Consider the following 15,371-nt stretch of genomic DNA (forward strand, 5'->3'; position numbering starts at 1 on the left):
ATGCAGTTGGCTGAAATTTCCATTCGCCGGCCGGTTTTGGCCGTCGTCATGTCCTTGTTGATCGTCCTGATCGGTGCGGTGTCGTTCAAGCAGCTGAGCTTGCGCGAATACCCCCGCATCGATGAGCCGGTGGTGACCGTCTCCACGCGATTGGCGGGCGCCAGCTCGGAAGTGATCGAAAGTCAGGTCAGCAAAGTGCTGGAAGACTCCATCGCGGGGATTGACGGCGTCGAGCAACTGACCAGCATTTCGCGCAGCGAGCGCAGTCAGATCACCGTTCGGTTTGTTTTGACCAAACAGCCCGATGACGCGGCGGCGGAAGTGCGGGATCGGGTCGCGCGTGTGCGCGCCCGCTTGCCCAGCGCGGCCGATGAGCCGACGATTTCCAAAGTCGAGGCCGACGCTTCGCCCATGATTCGGATTGCGTTCAAGTCCACCACCTATGACCCCATGCAGGTGACGGACATCGTCAGCCGCTTGGTGCGCCCGCGCCTGCAGACCGTGCCCGGTGTGGCCGACGTGGAGATCAACGGCGAGCGGCGCTACGCGATGCGGGTGTGGATTGACGCAGACCGTCTGGCGGCCTATCGGCTGACGGTGCAGGACGTGGAAGACGCGCTGCGCCGCCAGAACCTGGAGGTGCCGGCCGGGCGGATCGAGAGCGAGCAGCGCGAATTCAATGTGACCGCGCGCACCGATCTCAACACCGTGCCCCAGTTTGAAGAAGTGGTGGTGGCCCAGCGCAATGGGGCGGTGGTGCGGTTGCGCGATGTGGCGCGGGTGGAGGAGTCCGCGGCGGACGAGCGCTCGCGTGTGCGCCTGAATGGCGTGCCCTCGGTCGGTGTGGGGGTGATCAAACAGGCTACCGCCAACCCGCTGGAAGTCAGTGCGGGTGTGCAAAAAATCCTGCCCCAGATCCAGGCCGAGTTGCCCGAGGGTATCGAGCCCGAGTTGGCCGCCGATAGCTCCATCTTCATTGAGCGGTCGGTGCAGTCGGTGTACCGAACCATCGCCGAGGCGGTGGTGCTGGTGGCGCTGGTGGTGTTCGTGTTCTTGCGGACCCTGCGCGCCTCGATCATTCCCCTGGTCACGATTCCGGTGAGTTTGATCGGTAGCTTTGCGCTCATCAGTCTGGCGGGCTTCACGCTCAATACGCTGACCTTGCTGGCCCTGGTGTTGGCCATCGGATTGGTGGTGGACGACGCCATCGTGGTGCTGGAAAACATCTACCGCCACATCGAAGAGGGGATGACCCCGTTTCAGGCGGCCATCAAGGGCAGCCGCGAGATCGGGTTTGCAGTCATTGCCATGACCTTGACGCTGGCGGCGGTGTTTGCCCCCCTGGCCTTTACGCCGGGGCGCACGGGGCGCCTTTTCACCGAATTTGCGCTGACGCTGGCCGGCGCCGTCGTGGTGTCGGGTTTTGTGGCGCTCACGCTCACACCGATGATGTGCAGCGTCTTGCTGAAAGCCCATCAGCCTGGTCGCTTCGAGCGCTTCATCGAAGCGGCCTTGCAGGGGCTGGACCACGGCTATCGCCGGGCGCTGGGTTTCAGCTTGCGTCATCGCTGGGGGGTTCTGGTGGTGATGGTGGCCAGCGGCATCGCCAGCTGGTGGCTGTGGAGCAGCGCCCAGCGGGAGCTGGCGCCCATTGAAGACCGGGGTGTCATCATCATGCCGGTGTCGGCGCCGGACGGGGCGACGCTGCAGTACACGGCGCGCTACCTGGATGCCGTGGCGGCGTTGGGCAATCAATACCCGGAATTGGAGCGAGCCTTTGCCTTCATTGGCGGCGGGCAGGTCAGCAGCGGCATGACCATTCTTCGCTTGGTGGACTGGGACCAGCGCACGCGTAGCACGCGCGACATTGCGCAGCACCTGCAGCCCCAAATCGCCCAGTTGCCGGGGGTGACGGCGTTTCCCATCACGCCGCCCAGCCTGGGCCAAGGCTTCCGCGAGCGCCCGTTGTCCTATGTGCTGATCGCCAATGACAGCTGGGGCAACCTGGGCAAAGTGACGCAGGCCTTTTTGGCCGAAATGGCCAAAACCCCCGGTTTTGTTCAGCCCGATTCCGACTTGCGGCTGAACAAGCCGGAACTGGTGCTGGAGGTGGACCGGGACCGCGCGCAAGACGCCGGGGTGAGCGTGGACCAAGTGGCGCGGGCGATCGAGACCTTGCTGGGCAGCCGCAATGTCACCCGCTACAAGCGGGAGGCCGAACAGTACGACGTGATGGTGCAGCTGGACGGGGCCGCCCGCACCACGCCGGACCAAATCGAACGCCTCTTTGTCCGGGGCCGGGGCGACGCGATGATTCCGCTGCGCAGCTTGGTTCAGGTGCGCGAGACGGTCAGCCCCCGTGAGCTGAACCATTTCAACCAACGCCGGGCGGTGGTCATCACCGCCAACCTGGCCCCCGACTTCGCACTGGGCCAGGCGCTGACCGAGATGGACCGCATCGCCAAACAGGTGCTGCCGCCCGGGTACGCCACGGACGTCACCGGCGTGAGCCGTGAATTCCGGGCATCGAGCGGCGCCTTGAACACGGTGTTTGCGCTCGCGGTGTTGTTCATCTTCTTGGTGCTGGCGGCGCAGTTTGAGAGTTTCATCGACCCCTTCATCATCCTGATGGCCGTGCCGCTCTCCCTGGTGGGGGCGCTGCTGGCGCTTAAGCTATCGGGCGGTACGCTCAACACCTTCAGCCAGATTGGCTTGATCACCTTGGTGGGCTTGATCACCAAGCACGGCATCTTGATTGTGGAGTTCAGCAATCAGCTGCGGCGCGAAGGCTTGGCCTTGCAAGACGCGGTGCTGCAAGCCAGCGTCCACCGCTTGCGGCCCATCTTGATGACCACGGGCGCCATGGTGCTGGGGGCGTTGCCCTTGGCCCTGGCGCATGGGGCGGGGGCTGAAAGCCGGCAGCCCATCGGTTGGGTGATCGTGGGCGGCATGAGCCTGGGCACGGTGCTGACCCTGTTCGTGGTGCCCACCCTCGTGAGCTTGATGGCGCGCAAACGCGTGCCCGGCCCCAAGACCGAAGCGGCCCTGCCCTGAGACAATGCGCGCCCCTGACCGGAGCACCCAGCCATGACGATCAAGAGCGACAAGTGGATCCGCCGCATGGCGGAACAGCACGGAATGATTGAACCCTTCGAGCCCGGGCAGGTGCGCGAGGTCAATGGCCGGCGCATCGTGAGCTACGGCACCAGCTCTTACGGCTACGACATCCGCTGCGCGCCGGAGTTCAAAGTGTTCACCAACGTGTACAGCACCGTGGTGGACCCCAAGGCGTTTGACGAAAAGAGCTTCGTCAACATCGAATCCGACGTGTGCATCATTCCGCCCAACAGCTTTGCGCTGGCCCGCACCGTCGAGTACTTCCGCATCCCGCGCAATGTGCTCACCATTTGCTTGGGCAAGAGCACTTACGCGCGCTGCGGCATCATCGTGAACGTCACCCCCTTCGAGCCCGAATGGGAGGGCCATGTGACGCTGGAGTTCAGCAACACCACGCCGCTGCCCGCCAAGATTTACGCTGGCGAGGGTTGCGCCCAGGTGCTGTTCTTTGAGTCCGACGAAGTGTGCGAAACGAGCTACCGCGACCGGGGCGGTAAGTACCAAGGGCAAAAGGGCGTCACCCTGCCCAAGACTTGAGCGCGATGGGCCCGGGCCTGTTGCCCAGGCGGATCACACCTTGACCAGATAACGGCTGTAGTGTCGGCGCCCCTGGCCGTCGGCGGCTTCCAGCCACACCTCCGCCACGGTGCGCGTGGGCACGGCCCCAAAGGCGGGGATCGCGGCCTGCGTCGCCCCCGGCTCCACCACCACCTCCTGGCGCAACACGCCATTGGAGTAGCGCAAGAGCGCGCGAACCCGGAGCACTCGCAAGTCCGGTTGGGCTGCCGCCCAAGTGCTCCATTTCACCGTGACGCCCTGCATGAGCTGCGTCAGGGCCAGCGGCGCCTCGGTCGAAAGGCCTTCCAGCACCGGGTGCCGGGCGGTGGTTGGCTCCAGTTCCATCGAAGTGGGCAAGTAGCTTTGCGCGGTTTCGGCCCCACCGACGGTGGAATAGCCGGCGCGAAAGAGGGCGCCTCGTACTGCATCGGCACCCCCCAGCCAGCCAATCGTGCCGGGCGTCAGCCATTGATCGCTGGGCCCCCCGGTGGGGATCACCGAGACGGCACCGACGGGGGCCACGCACAACAGCGTTTGCTGGCAGGTGGCCAAGGGCAGGGCGAAGCCGATGGCGGTCTGTACCGTAGCTGAGCTGATTCCAGACGGTTGTCCCGTCAGCCGGACTTCAACACCCTTGCCGGGTGTGGTCCCCGCACTGGCATCAACCGTGCCGTCGAACAGGTAGTGTTGGGCGCTGAAGGGCACAACGGCAAAGCCGACTCCCTTGCCGTTGCCCACCAGGGACCAGCGTTTGGTGGTGGCGCTGTAGGTGGCGGCATTGATCAGGCGTTCTTGGACCTTGCCACTGCGGTCGGTGACCGCGCTGGCCACCGCGACTCGCAGGCAATTGCCTTTGGTGATGACTTCGTCCAGGCAGCCCAAGATCTGCAAAGGCCCCAGTTGCAGCCCGCGGTTGTTCCAGGCCAGCAGCAAATTGGCCAGATCGGCCAAGGTTCGGCCCTCATGCTGGGTGTAGCCCGTCAGCGCGGTGCTGCCGCTGAAGGTGGTGGCGCTGGCGCCCGTTTGGGCCAGCAGCGGGTTGAGCGTGGTCACGATGCCGTCCAGCGTGGTGGCAGGTGGCAAGACGGTGGCCGCCGCACTCGTGACCACCGCCGTCGTGGTGACGGCACTGGCCGGCACCCCGGTCGAACCCTTGGCGAGCTCGGTTTTTGCCGTGCTCAGCTTGACTTCCACCTCTGCCGCCGGACTGGGGACAAATTTGCTCGCCAGTGCGAGCTTGCCACTCTCGCGGTCGATCCACACGCGGGTGGATTCGAGCAGCAGGTCGGCGCTGCTCTTGCTGGTGGCAAATCCGGCATCGCTGATCAGGTCCAGCTTGCTGGCGTCGGTGATCTTGACGTCGGTGAGCGGCGACTTCAGCAAGCTCTTTAGGAAGGTGGCGGCATCGGCCACCCGCTTGCCGGCGTCGACCAGGCCGGCATCGGCGGCTTTGGCGAACGAAGGAGCCGGGTCATCGCCCAGCGCCAACGCTGTAACCGCCTGAGTCAGCGGTGTCAGGTGAACGGTCGTCGTGGCGCTGTTCGCCGCAGTGGGCACCAGCGTGTGGAACAGGACGGGCAGCCCGGCCGCGTCGACACCTTGGGCCTGCAGGAGCAAAGGCAGTGCGGGACTGGCGGCCGGTAACGTCAGGCGATAGCTGCCATCCACCGCATTGGCCGTGACTTTGCCCAGCGCCACGCCTTTGGCGTCCACGACGCTCACGGTCGCGCCCCCGACGGGCGCACCCACCGACACCACGCCCGAAAGAATGGGCGGCGTGGGGGGCGGCGCGCTGGCGCTGGAGCCGGGTGGGGTGGCCGCTTCACCGTCGCCCTTGCCGCCACATGCGCTCAGAAGGGCGAAAACCAGCAGGGGCAGGGTGAGAGAGCAACGCATGGTGGCGACGGCAATCAGGGTGAACGACGCGCCGATTGTCGAAAGGGGGGCGCGGCCTCAGGACGCAATCAACGGGGTGAAACCCCTGCAGGAAATTGGCCGGCAATTCCCTGCTTTTTCCGGCTCAAGTTTGACGGCCAGCGCGGCAGCATCCTGACCATGGTCATCGATCTCCTCTCCCAAGCCGCTGCACCGGACGCTGATGCGCCGGGTGCTCCGTGGTTCGACGCGCGGCTGGACGGGCTGTTCAGCCTGGGTGGGCTGGGGGCGCCGGCCAGTTTGAATGAACTGCAGCGCTTTGCTCGACTGATGCAAACGCAGGGCCAAGGGGTCGAGGCGACCCGCATGCTTTTTGATGCGCCCTATGCGCACACCTTGCTGCAAAACGGCCGCAACAGCGCCTGTGCTCCCCTTGCGGAAATGGCCGAAGCGCTCTACCAGCGCTACCAAAACGCTGGGCAGTGGCTCGGGTTGGTGAATTGAGCGTTTCCGCCAGCGTCGTGGACGGGCGCCGCCTTAACGGCGAAAGGCAGAGAAGAACTCGTCGTACGACGCGGCGGTAAATCCTGCTGTGGAGCGGTCTCCCGCCACCAGGTAGGGCACGGCTTTGCTGCCGGGTCGAACGCGCCGGTACTCCAGGGCCCCATCTGGATTTTCGGTGTCGATTTCCAGGAAGGGAATCCGATTCGCGAATAGGTAGGCCCGGGCTTGGCGGCAGTAGCCACACCATTGCGTGGTGTACAGACGCACCATCCCGAGCGCCGGCCCTGGGCTGTCCGGTTTCTTGTCCGCCGCCTTTCCAACTGCACCGGGCGGTGTTGCGGAGGGCGGCGCGACCTTGAGGTGCAGTTGGCTGGGCTTGCTGCCATCGGTTGGAGGCTTGTCGCTGTAAATCACTCGCCCATCCGGGCCGATGGATTTGTACAGCGGTTGCGCAGCGGTGGGCATGGCGGCGCAGGCGAGCGCCAGTAGGGCGATGCGAATCATGGGATTGATTGTGGATGAGGCAATCGTGCCCTGTGCACAGGGTTTCGAGATCTGTTTGCGCCGCGACAATGTCCGCATGGCCCTCAAATCCACTGTGTACAAGGCGGCGCTCGGCGTGGCCGACATCGACCACGGCTACTACGCCGACCACAACCTGACGCTGGCGCGTCACCCCAGCGAGACGGACGAACGCATGATGGTGCGCCTCGTGGCGCTGGCCTTGCATGCCCATGAGCTGCAAACGCGCTGCAACGGTGACGCCACGCTCAGCTTTGGGGCAGGGCTGTGTGACCCCGACGACCCGGATGTGGTGCTGACGGACTTCACCGGCGCCAAGCGGCTGTGGATCGAGGTCGGTCAGCCCGATGACAAGGCGCTTAGTAAGGCGTGCAGCAAGGCCGAGAGCGTGGTGGTTTACGCCTATGGCCCCACGGCCGAGGTCTGGTGGAAGGGCATTGAGAGCAAGCTCACGCGCATGGACAAGCTGCAGGTCTGGCGGCTGCCTCATGCCGCCATGGCCGGGCTGACTGCCTTGGCCGAGCGCAGCATGCAACTGCAAGCCACGATTCAGGAAGGCCACCTGATGCTGACCGGCGGCACCGGGTCGGCCGAGATCGAGGCGCAGCGCTGGCGTTGAACCTTGGCGCCCGTTACTCGGGGATGTGGATGCGCGCCTTGATGTGTTTGAGCTGCACCACCAGGGTGAAGCTCATGATCACCAACAGCGTCCAGGCGCTCCATTTGCTCATGTGCACCCGGGCCCAGGCGCCCAGTTGATGGGGATAGGCCCAGAGGCCGAAGAAGGTGCCCAGGTTCTCGGCCAGCCAGATGAAGAAGCCGATCAGCACGAAGGCGAGCACCAGCGGCATGCGGTAGTCCCGCTCGCGCGGGCGAAACACCACCGTGGTGCGGGCATAGAGGCCCAAGGCAAAGGCGGCCAGCACCCAGCGGTAGTCGCCGATCGCATGCTGGGTAAAGAAGTTCAGGTACAGGGCACCTGCCGCCAGGCCCGCCAGCCCGTAGGGCGGGTGGTGGCGCACGCGCAGGTCAAAGAGCCGCCACGCCTGGATGATGTAGCTGCCCACGGCGGCGTACATGAAGCCCGAAAACAGCGGCACGCCCCAGAGCTTGGTGTAGGCGAAGTCGGGGTAGCTCCAGGAGCGGATGGCGGCCGAGGTTTTGAACACTTCGAGCGCAAAGCCCAGCAGGTGAAACAGCGTGATGGCCTTGAGCTCGTCCCAGGTTTCACGGCCGCTCCACACCAAATGGGCCTGCACCAGCAAGGCCCAGATCAGCAGCACGTCGTATCGCGGCACTCCCAGGAGCCCCTCGCGCGGCACGGCAAACACGGCCACGAAGAACAGGAAGGCGAACCAGCAGGCCTGGGCTTCTTTGAGCGTGAAGGCGGCGAAATCCCGCGCCCACTCGGCGCCTGAGGCCCTCACGCGCCCGGTGCCTGGGCCCAGGCGGGCAGGGCGTGCGCCGCCAGCACGCCGCGGTCCACGTCGGCCAGGCGGGTCTTGCCGCAAAAGGCCATGGTCAGGTCCAATTCCCGCTCGATGATCTCCAAGCAGCGCGTGACCCCCGCCTCGCCCATCGCCCCCAGGCCATAGAGGAAGGCGCGGCCGATGTAGGTGCCGCGGGCCCCCAGCGCCCAGGCCTTCAGCACGTCCTGGCCGCTGCGGATGCCGCCGTCCACATGGACCTCGATGTCTCGCCCCACGGCCTGAACGATGCGCGGCAGCACCGCGATGCTGCTCTCGGCCCCGTCCAGTTGCCGCCCCCCGTGGTTGGAGACGATGAGCGCGTCGGCGCCACTGGCGACCGCCAGGCGGGCGTCCTCCTCATCCAAGATGCCCTTGAGGATGAGCTTGCCGCCCCAGCGCTTTTTGATCCATTCCACGTCGCCCCAGTTCAGCGCCGGGTCGAATTGTTCGGCCGTCCACGAGGCGAGGCTGGTGGTGTTGCTCACGCCTTTGGCATGGCCCACGATGTTGCCAAAGCCCCGTCGCGGCGTGCGCGCCAGGCCCCAGCACCAGCGCGGCTTGGTGGCCAGGTTGATCAAGTTGGCCAGCGTCGGTTTGGGGGGCGAGGACAGCCCGTTCTTGAGGTCCTTGTGGCGCTGACCGAGGATTTGCAGGTCCAGCGTCAGCACCAAGGCACTGCACTGGGCCGCCTTGGCGCGGTCGATCAGGGCCTCGACGAAGGCGCGGTCCTTCATGACGTACAGCTGAAACCAAAAAGGTTTTTCGGTGGCCGACCGGACGTCCTCGATGGAGCAGATGCTCATGGTGGAGAGCGTGAAGGGCACACCAAAGCGCTCGGCGGCACGCGCGGCCAGCATCTCGCCGTCGGCATGTTGCATGCCGGTCAGGCCGGTGGGCGCCAGGGCCACGGGCATGCGCACGGGCTGCCCCACCAGGCTCGCCGCCACGCTGCGGTTTTCCAGGTTGACGGCCACGCGCTGGCGCAGCTTGAGCGCCTGAAAGTCGGCCTCGTTGGCCCGGTAGGTGGACTCGGTCCAACTGCCCGCGTCGGCGTAGTCATAGAACATGCGCGGCACGCGGCGCTGGGCGAGACGACGCAGGTCTTCGATGCAGGTGATGACGGCGCTCATGGGCAGTTCAGGGGGTGAGGCCGTAAACGGCCAGGATGCGGGCCCACTCGCCGCTGTCGACCAGGGCTTGCAGGGCGGTCTGAAGGGTGGCGAGACGCAGGGGGGATCGGGGGGACAGCGCGCATGGGGCTGCGTAGCGGGTCAAGACCCATTCTTCGCGCAGCGGTTGCCCTTGCCGAATGGCTTCGCGCAGCACCAGGCGGTCGGTCACGGCGTAATCCATTCGCCCCATGGCGAGCTTGTTCAGATTGGCTTCCATGGTGGGCGCGTCGTCGCGTTTGAAGTCGCTGCCCAGCGCGGCTTCCACTTCGGCGTATCGATAGCCCAGGACCGTTCCCACGGACCGCTGGCGCAGGGCCAGCAAAGAACTCAGCGGGGCGGCGCTCGCACGGGCCGCCACCACGTCGGCGTTGGGAATGAGCGGCCTGGTGAATTGAAAATCGCTCCCGATCCACTCGGGGCGTGTGTAGCACAACAGGTCGCCTTCGCCATTGCGCAGGGCCGCGGGCGCACGCTTGCTGGGCAGCACCAGATACCGCGCTTGCAGCCCCATTCGCCGGGCCAGGGCGTCGCCCAGGTCTTTGACCAAGCCGCCCACCAAGGCACCCTCTTCAAAACGCGACAGGGGCGCCGTGTGATTGGAGGCCGCCACGAAAACGACGATGTTGGGCTCGCGCGCAACGCTCTCGGACAGGGGTGCCAGTGCGGCCAACACAGTCAAAACCTGTGCGGCGGCAAGCCACAGGCCCCGTCCGGTGCGTCGATACGTCCACTCCATGGTGAGGTAGTGTGCCGCACTCGTCACGCGCTCGTGGAGTGCGAAGATCCTTCCATGCGCGATTCGTTGCCCGATACGTCGTCCGACTGGACCTGGGCTCGGCCCCTGTGGTTGCTGGCGGGGTGGGCCTGCACGCTCTTGGGCATTGCGGGCGTGATCCTGCCCCTGCTCCCGGGTGTTCCGTTCCTGCTGCTGGCGGCCTTCTGCTTTTCCAAGGGCAGCCCGCGGTGGGAGGCGTGGCTGGTAGCGCATCCCCAGCTTGGGCCCTATGTGTTGGACTGGCGGCGCTACGGGGTGATCCCCCGGCGGGCCAAGACCACAGCCTGGGCCATGATGAGCCTGGGGGTGGCACTGGCCGCTTGGCGTGCGCCGTGGTGGGCCGCCCTGTGCGCGGGCATTACCTGCTTGTCGGTCGCGCTGTGGATGCGGGCGCAGCCCGAGGCGCCGCCGCCCCTCACCCGGCCCAGCGATCAGCGATAGGTGGACAGGATGCGATCGATCTCGCCCTCGCGTACCAGGGCGGCCAGATGGGTTTGCACCTGCTGAAAGTCCAGGCTTGAGCGCTTGGATTGCGCGCACTGGGTGGTGTACTGCCGCAGCACCAGCACGGAGCGAATCTTGGTCTGTGGGTTGTGGCGCAAGTAGTGCCGCAACGGCAATTCTTCGACGATGGCGTAGCCCATGCGCCCGAGCGCCAGTTTGGCCAAGTTGCTGCGGGTGTCGGGCGCGTCAAACCGTTCAAACGGCAGGTCTTGATTGGGCTGGGCCAGCAAGTGGTTGTAGCGGTAGCCCAGCACGGTTCCCACCCGTCGGCCGGCGAGGTCCTCGAACCGGTTGATGGGCGGCGCATCGTCTCGTGCTGCCACCACTTCCGCCACGGGAATCACCGGGCCTGTCCAAAGCAAGTCGCCATCCAGCCAGCCCGGCAGCACGTAGCACACCAGATCGGCTTCACCGCTGTTCAGGGCCTCGCTCACGCGCTTGCCCGGCATGGGCAGGAAGCGGGCTTCACGCCCCATGCGTCGGGCCAGGGCTTCACCCACATCCTTGAGCACACCGCCCCGCAATTGCCGACTCTCAATCAGGACCAAGGGTTCGATCAAGTTGGTGGGCGTTACAAACACCATGGCCGGCGCTGCGGCGCGGGGGGCGCAGCAGGCCATGACGAGCGCGGCACCCGTCAGCCCTCGTGCCAGCGTTCGGAACCGGGCCATCATGGGACGAAAACCTCCAGCAAGCGGTCCAGCCCGCCCGATTCGATCGAGACCTTGGCCTGCGCTCGCACGGCGGGTTTGGCGTGGTAGGCCACCGACAGGCCGGCGACCCCCATCATCAGCAGGTCGTTGGCACCATCGCCCACGGCAATCGCTTGATCGGGGGCACAGTCCAAGCTCTCGCAGGCCTGCAGCACAAACCGACGCTTCTCCTCAGCGTCCACCACATCGCCCCAGCTTTGCGCCACCACCCGGCCCGTGAGCCGGCCGTCGACGATTTCCAGTTCATTGGCGCGCACCCAGTCCATGGCGAGCTCGGCCGCCACGTGACGCGTGAAGGGCGTAAAACCGCCGGACACCAAGCCCAGCTTGAGGCCCGCGCTTTTGAGGGCGGCGCACAACTCGCGGGCGCCGGGGTTCAGCTGCAGCCGCTCGCGCAACACCCGCTCCAGGAGGCTGGCCGGCTGGCCCGCGAGGAGCGCCAAGCGCCGGCTCAAAGAGTCCCGGAAGCTGGTGATTTCACCTCGCATGGCCGCCTCGGTGATGGCCGCAACTTGGTCGCCGATGCCGGCGAGCAAGGCGATCTCGTCAATGCACTCGATCGCGATCAGCGTCGAGTCCATGTCGAACGCCGCCAAGCGGAAGTGCGAGAGGCGCGGGCGATCGCCGCGCAGGATCAAACCCGGGGACAGTTCAGTCATGCAGGAGTCTCTATCTTGGGTGGACCAATCAGGCGCAGCACCTCGCGCACACACTGCGCGCGATCCGCCGGATCGGACAGCGACTTGTCAATTCTGAGCTTGTCGTTGCCGACCAGTTTGATGCTGGGGTTTTTTTGGACCAACTGGATCACTTTGAGCGCCTCAATCGGTGGGTTGGGGCGGAACAGCACGTTGATGACGCCCGGGGCCGCGTCGATGCGGCTGACGCCGTAGGGCTGGGCCAAGACGCGCAGGCGGTGGGTGTCAAAGAGGGTCTGGCCTTGCGCCGGCAGGGTGCCGAACCGGTCGGTGATTTCTTCGAGCAGGGCGTCGATGTGTTCCGCCTTGCTGGCGCTGGCCAGGCGCTTGTACAGCGACAAGCGGGTTTGCACGTCGCCGCAGTACGCATCAGGCAAAAGGGCCGGGGCGAAGAGGTTGATCTCGGTCACGGCCGCCAGCGGGTTGGCGAGGTCGGGCTCGCGTCCGCTCTTGAGCGCCCGCACGGCCTCGGCCAGCATGTCGTGGTAGAGCTGGTAGCCCACCTCCATCATGTTGCCGCTCTGCTTTTCGCCCAGCACCTCGCCGGCGCCGCGAATCTCCAGGTCGTGCATGGCCAGATAGAAGCCACTGCCCAGTTCTTCCATCGCCTGAATGGCGTCCAGCCGCTGCTGGGCTTGCTTGGTCAGGCCCTCCAGGTCCGGCACCATCAGGTAGGCATAGGCTTGGTGGTGGCTGCGGCCCACGCGGCCGCGCAATTGGTGCAGCTGGGCCAGGCCGAATTTGTCGGCGCGGGCGATGACGATGGTGTTGGCCGTGGGCACGTCGATGCCGGTCTCGATGATGGTCGAGCACAGCAGCAGGTTGTGGCGCTGGGCCACGAAATCGCGCATCACGCGCTCCAACTCGCGCTCGGGCATCTGACCGTGGGCCACGGCGATGCGCGCCTCGGGGATCAGGGCCTCCAGGTCTTGACGGCGGTTCTCGATGGTCTCGACCTCGTTGTGGAGGAAGTAGACCTGGCCGCCGCGCTTCAATTCGCGCAGCACCGCCTCACGGATCACGCCCTTGCCCTCGGCGCGCACAAAGGTCTTGATCGCCAAGCGGCGCTGGGGTGCGGTGGCAATCACCGACAGGTCGCGCAACCCCTCCATCGCCATCCCCAGCGTGCGCGGGATGGGTGTGGCGGTGAGTGTGAGCACATCCACCTCGGAGCGCAGGGCCTTCATGGCCTCTTTGTGGCGCACGCCAAAGCGGTGTTCTTCGTCGATGATGACCAGCCCCAAGCGGGCGAACTTGGTGTCCGGGCTGAGCAGCTTGTGCGTGCCCACCACGATGTCGATCGTGCCGTTTTCCAAGCCTTCCTGCGCGGCCTTGATCTCCTTGGCGGTGCGGAAGCGGCTCATCTCGGCCACCTTGACTGGCCATTGGCTGAAGCGGTCGGTGATGTTTTGCGCATGCTGCTCGGCCAGCAACGTGGTGGGCGCCAGCACCGCCACTTGCTTGCCGCCCATCACGGCCACGAAGGCCGCGCGCAGGGCGACCTCGGTCTTGCCGAAGCCCACGTCGCCGCACACCAGCCGGTCCATCGGTCGCGGGCTGATCAGGTCCTGCACCACCGCGTGGATGGCCGCGCGCTGATCGGGCGTCTCCTCAAAGCCAAAGCTCGCGGCAAAGGCCTCGTAGTCGTGCGCGCTGTAGCGGAAGGCATGGCCCTCGCGGGCGGCGCGGCGGGCGTAGAGGTTGAGCAACTCGGCGGCCGTGTCGCGCACCTGCTCGGCGGCCTTGCGTTTGGCCTTTTCCCATTGGCCTGACCCCAAGCGGTGCAGGGGCGCCTCTTCGGCGCTGACGCCGGTGTAGCGCTGGATCAAGTGTAGTTGCGCCACCGGCACGTAGAGCACCGCGTCGTCCGCATAGGTCAGGTGCAGGAACTCGGAATTCCCCTGGCCCAGGTCCATGTGCTTGAGACCCTGGTAGCGCCCGATGCCGTGGCTGACGTGCACGACCGGGTCGCCGACCTTGAGCTCGCTGAGGTCCTTGATCAGCGCATCGACGTTGCTCGCCTGCTCCTGACGCCGGCGGCGGCGCGTGGTGGGCGCGGTGGCGAATAGCTCGGTTTCGGTGAGCAACTGCAACTCACGGCCGGCCTCGCGCCAGAAGAAACCTTCCGCCAGGGGCGCGGCCATCAGCGCAAACTTTTCCCCGGACTCGTCGAACTCCTGCAGGCTCTTGAAGGAGGGTGCGTCGAGCTTGTGCTCGCGCAGCAGGTCCAAGAGGCTCTCGCGCCGGCCGTCGCTTTCGGCCAGCAGCAACACCTTGTGCGGTGTGGTGTCCAGATGCCGCCCGAGCTTGGCCAGCGGCTCTTGGGCGCCGCGCTCAATGCTGAGGTCGGGCAGCGGCCGCGCGTAATCGACGGCTTCACGCTGATTCAGTGTCAGCACCGCTAGCGGGTGCGTACTGGCAAACAGCTCCTCGGGTCGCAAGAAGATCTGCTCCGGCGGCAGGATGGGCCGCTCGGGGTCGTGCGACAGCAAGCGATGGCGGTCGCGGGTGTCTTGCCAGAACCGCTGCAGGGCCTCGTCTACGTTGCCCAGCAGGGCCACGGCGGCGGTCTTGCCGAGGTAGTCGAAGAAGGTGGCGGTTTGCTCAAAGAACAGCGGGAGGTAGTACTCAATGCCCGCGCCCGCCAGGCCCTCGCCCATGTCCTTGTAGAGCCGCGCCTTGCTGGGGTCGCCGTCCAGGTGCTCGCGCCAACGGCCGCGGAAGAGCTGCCGCGAGCCCTCGTTGAGCGGGAATTCGCGCCCCGGCAGCAGCCGAACCTCGGGTACAGGGTAGAGGCTGCGCTGGCTGTCGGGGTCGAACACGCGGATGGAGTCGATCTCGTCGCCAAACAGGTCCACCCGGTAGGGCACGGGCGAGCCCATGGGGTAGAGATCGATCAGGCTGCCGCGTACCGCGTACTCACCCGGGCTGATCACTTGGCTGACGTTCTGGTAGCCCGCCAAAGTCAGTTGGCTGCGGAAGGCGGCCTCGTCCAGGGCCTGCCCCTTCTTGAAGTGGAAGGTCGTGCCCGCCAAGAAGCTGGGCGGTGCCAAGCGGGTCAGCGCCGTGGTGGCGGGCAGCAGCACCACGTCGATTTCGCGCTGCTCACGTGGCCGCCCTTGGGATTGCAGCAACTGCCACAGCGTGGCCAGGCGCTCTGAAATCAGGTCGTGGTGGGGGCTGAAGCGATCCCAAGGCAAGGTCTCCCAGTCTGGGAAGACGGCGACCCGCAGCCCCGGTGCGAAAAAGGGCAGCTCGGCCTCCAGTCGCTGCGCGTCGCCGGGTTCCGCGCATACCACGGCGGTCACATGCTGGTTTTGGCTCTGGCAGAACCGCGCCAGCAGCAGCGCGTCGGCGGAGCCATGGGGCCGCGGCGCTTGGTGGCGTTTGCCCAGCGCAATCGAAGGGAGAAGGGTCATCGCAGGAGCAGAAATGGCAACAGCCCCGGGCGGGGCTCCTGCATT

The 15,371-nt window shown here is 66.0% G+C and carries 13 protein-coding genes; 5 read left to right on the plus strand and 8 right to left on the minus strand.

Annotation, left to right across the window (positions count from 1 at the left end):
* Positions 1 to 3,054 (plus strand): efflux RND transporter permease subunit, encoded by a 3,054-nt coding sequence (locus I7X43_RS06880; RefSeq protein ID WP_198100173.1) that lies wholly within the window; start codon positions 1 to 3, stop codon positions 3,052 to 3,054.
* Between the two features lie 33 nt (positions 3,055 to 3,087).
* Positions 3,088 to 3,654 (plus strand): dCTP deaminase, encoded by a 567-nt coding sequence (gene dcd / locus I7X43_RS06885; RefSeq protein WP_198100174.1) that lies wholly within the window; start codon positions 3,088 to 3,090, stop codon positions 3,652 to 3,654.
* 33 nt (positions 3,655 to 3,687) lie between these two features.
* On the opposite strand, the gene I7X43_RS06890 is transcribed toward dcd, so the two are convergent.
* A complete protein-coding gene (locus I7X43_RS06890) occupies positions 3,688 to 5,571 on the minus strand; it encodes a hypothetical protein (protein ID WP_198100175.1) in 1,884 nt (627 codons plus the stop codon).
* Positions 5,572 to 5,730: 159 nt separating this feature from the next.
* Between I7X43_RS06890 and I7X43_RS06895 the strand changes: the two genes are divergently transcribed.
* A complete protein-coding gene (locus I7X43_RS06895; protein WP_198100176.1) occupies positions 5,731 to 6,054 on the plus strand; it encodes a hypothetical protein in 324 nt (107 codons plus the stop codon).
* A 33-nt stretch (positions 6,055 to 6,087) separates the two neighbouring features.
* Here I7X43_RS06895 and I7X43_RS06900 read toward each other — a convergent pair whose 3' ends face one another.
* Complete coding sequence (locus I7X43_RS06900) at positions 6,088 to 6,558, minus strand: glutaredoxin family protein (protein WP_198100177.1); 471 nt, start codon at positions 6,556 to 6,558, stop codon at positions 6,088 to 6,090.
* A gap of 76 nt (positions 6,559 to 6,634) precedes the next feature.
* On the opposite strand from I7X43_RS06900, the gene I7X43_RS06905 reads away from it, so the two are divergent.
* Positions 6,635 to 7,195, plus strand: coding sequence for a YaeQ family protein (locus I7X43_RS06905; RefSeq protein WP_198100178.1), 561 nt, complete (start codon positions 6,635 to 6,637; stop codon positions 7,193 to 7,195).
* Positions 7,196 to 7,208: 13 nt separating this feature from the next.
* On the opposite strand, the gene I7X43_RS06910 is transcribed toward I7X43_RS06905, so the two are convergent.
* Genes I7X43_RS06910 through I7X43_RS06920 form a run of 3 tightly spaced genes read right to left on the minus strand, consistent with a single transcriptional unit; the run spans position 7,209 to position 9,980 of the window.
* Positions 7,209 to 8,003 carry a DUF817 domain-containing protein gene (locus tag I7X43_RS06910; protein ID WP_310737532.1) on the minus strand — a complete coding sequence of 265 codons (795 nt, stop codon included), beginning with the start codon at positions 8,001 to 8,003 and terminating at the stop codon, positions 7,209 to 7,211.
* Positions 8,000 to 9,175 (minus strand): alpha-hydroxy acid oxidase, encoded by a 1,176-nt coding sequence (locus I7X43_RS06915; RefSeq protein ID WP_198100179.1) that lies wholly within the window; start codon positions 9,173 to 9,175, stop codon positions 8,000 to 8,002. Before I7X43_RS06915 ends, I7X43_RS06910 begins: the two co-directional genes overlap by 4 nt.
* Before the next feature lie 7 nt (positions 9,176 to 9,182).
* Positions 9,183 to 9,980, minus strand: coding sequence for a substrate-binding periplasmic protein (locus I7X43_RS06920; protein ID WP_198100180.1), 798 nt, complete (start codon positions 9,978 to 9,980; stop codon positions 9,183 to 9,185).
* Positions 9,981 to 10,007: 27 nt separating this feature from the next.
* Between I7X43_RS06920 and I7X43_RS06925 the strand changes: the two genes are divergently transcribed.
* A complete protein-coding gene (locus I7X43_RS06925) occupies positions 10,008 to 10,433 on the plus strand; it encodes a YbaN family protein (RefSeq protein WP_198100181.1) in 426 nt (141 codons plus the stop codon).
* On the opposite strand, the gene I7X43_RS06930 is transcribed toward I7X43_RS06925, so the two are convergent.
* Genes I7X43_RS06930 through mfd form a run of 3 tightly spaced genes read right to left on the minus strand, consistent with a single transcriptional unit; the run spans position 10,424 to position 15,326 of the window.
* Complete coding sequence (locus tag I7X43_RS06930) at positions 10,424 to 11,170, minus strand: substrate-binding periplasmic protein (protein WP_198100182.1); 747 nt, start codon at positions 11,168 to 11,170, stop codon at positions 10,424 to 10,426. The two genes, I7X43_RS06925 and I7X43_RS06930, sit on opposite strands and share 10 nt — an antisense overlap.
* A complete protein-coding gene (gene serB / locus I7X43_RS06935; protein ID WP_198100183.1) occupies positions 11,167 to 11,868 on the minus strand; it encodes a phosphoserine phosphatase SerB in 702 nt (233 codons plus the stop codon). Before serB ends, I7X43_RS06930 begins: the two co-directional genes overlap by 4 nt.
* Positions 11,865 to 15,326: a transcription-repair coupling factor gene (gene mfd, locus I7X43_RS06940; protein ID WP_198100184.1), complete on the minus strand. Its 3,462-nt coding sequence runs from the start codon at positions 15,324 to 15,326 to the stop codon at positions 11,865 to 11,867. Before mfd ends, serB begins: the two co-directional genes overlap by 4 nt.
* Between the last annotated feature and the right edge of the window lie 45 nt (positions 15,327 to 15,371).

This window comes from Inhella gelatinilytica (assembly GCF_016093295.1).
Classification (GTDB): domain Bacteria; phylum Pseudomonadota; class Gammaproteobacteria; order Burkholderiales; family Burkholderiaceae_C; genus Inhella; species Inhella gelatinilytica.

What these genes read in the sequence shown, in the direction of transcription:
- I7X43_RS06930 (WP_198100182.1), bottom strand. Translation starts at nt 11,170, where the DNA reads ATGATGGCCCGGTTCCGAACGCTGGCACGAGGGCTGACGGGTGCCGCG.
- mfd (WP_198100184.1), bottom strand. Translation starts at nt 15,326, where the DNA reads ATGACCCTTCTCCCTTCGATTGCGCTGGGCAAACGCCACCAAGCGCCG.
- dcd (WP_198100174.1), top strand. Translation starts at nt 3,088, where the DNA reads ATGACGATCAAGAGCGACAAGTGGATCCGCCGCATGGCGGAACAGCAC.
- I7X43_RS06915 (WP_198100179.1), bottom strand. Translation starts at nt 9,175, where the DNA reads ATGAGCGCCGTCATCACCTGCATCGAAGACCTGCGTCGTCTCGCCCAG.
- I7X43_RS06900 (WP_198100177.1), bottom strand. Translation starts at nt 6,558, where the DNA reads ATGATTCGCATCGCCCTACTGGCGCTCGCCTGCGCCGCCATGCCCACC.
- I7X43_RS06880 (WP_198100173.1), top strand. Translation starts at nt 1, where the DNA reads ATGCAGTTGGCTGAAATTTCCATTCGCCGGCCGGTTTTGGCCGTCGTC.
- I7X43_RS06925 (WP_198100181.1), top strand. Translation starts at nt 10,008, where the DNA reads ATGCGCGATTCGTTGCCCGATACGTCGTCCGACTGGACCTGGGCTCGG.
- I7X43_RS06895 (WP_198100176.1), top strand. Translation starts at nt 5,731, where the DNA reads ATGGTCATCGATCTCCTCTCCCAAGCCGCTGCACCGGACGCTGATGCG.
- serB (WP_198100183.1), bottom strand. Translation starts at nt 11,868, where the DNA reads ATGACTGAACTGTCCCCGGGTTTGATCCTGCGCGGCGATCGCCCGCGC.
- I7X43_RS06905 (WP_198100178.1), top strand. Translation starts at nt 6,635, where the DNA reads ATGGCCCTCAAATCCACTGTGTACAAGGCGGCGCTCGGCGTGGCCGAC.
- I7X43_RS06890 (WP_198100175.1), bottom strand. Translation starts at nt 5,571, where the DNA reads ATGCGTTGCTCTCTCACCCTGCCCCTGCTGGTTTTCGCCCTTCTGAGC.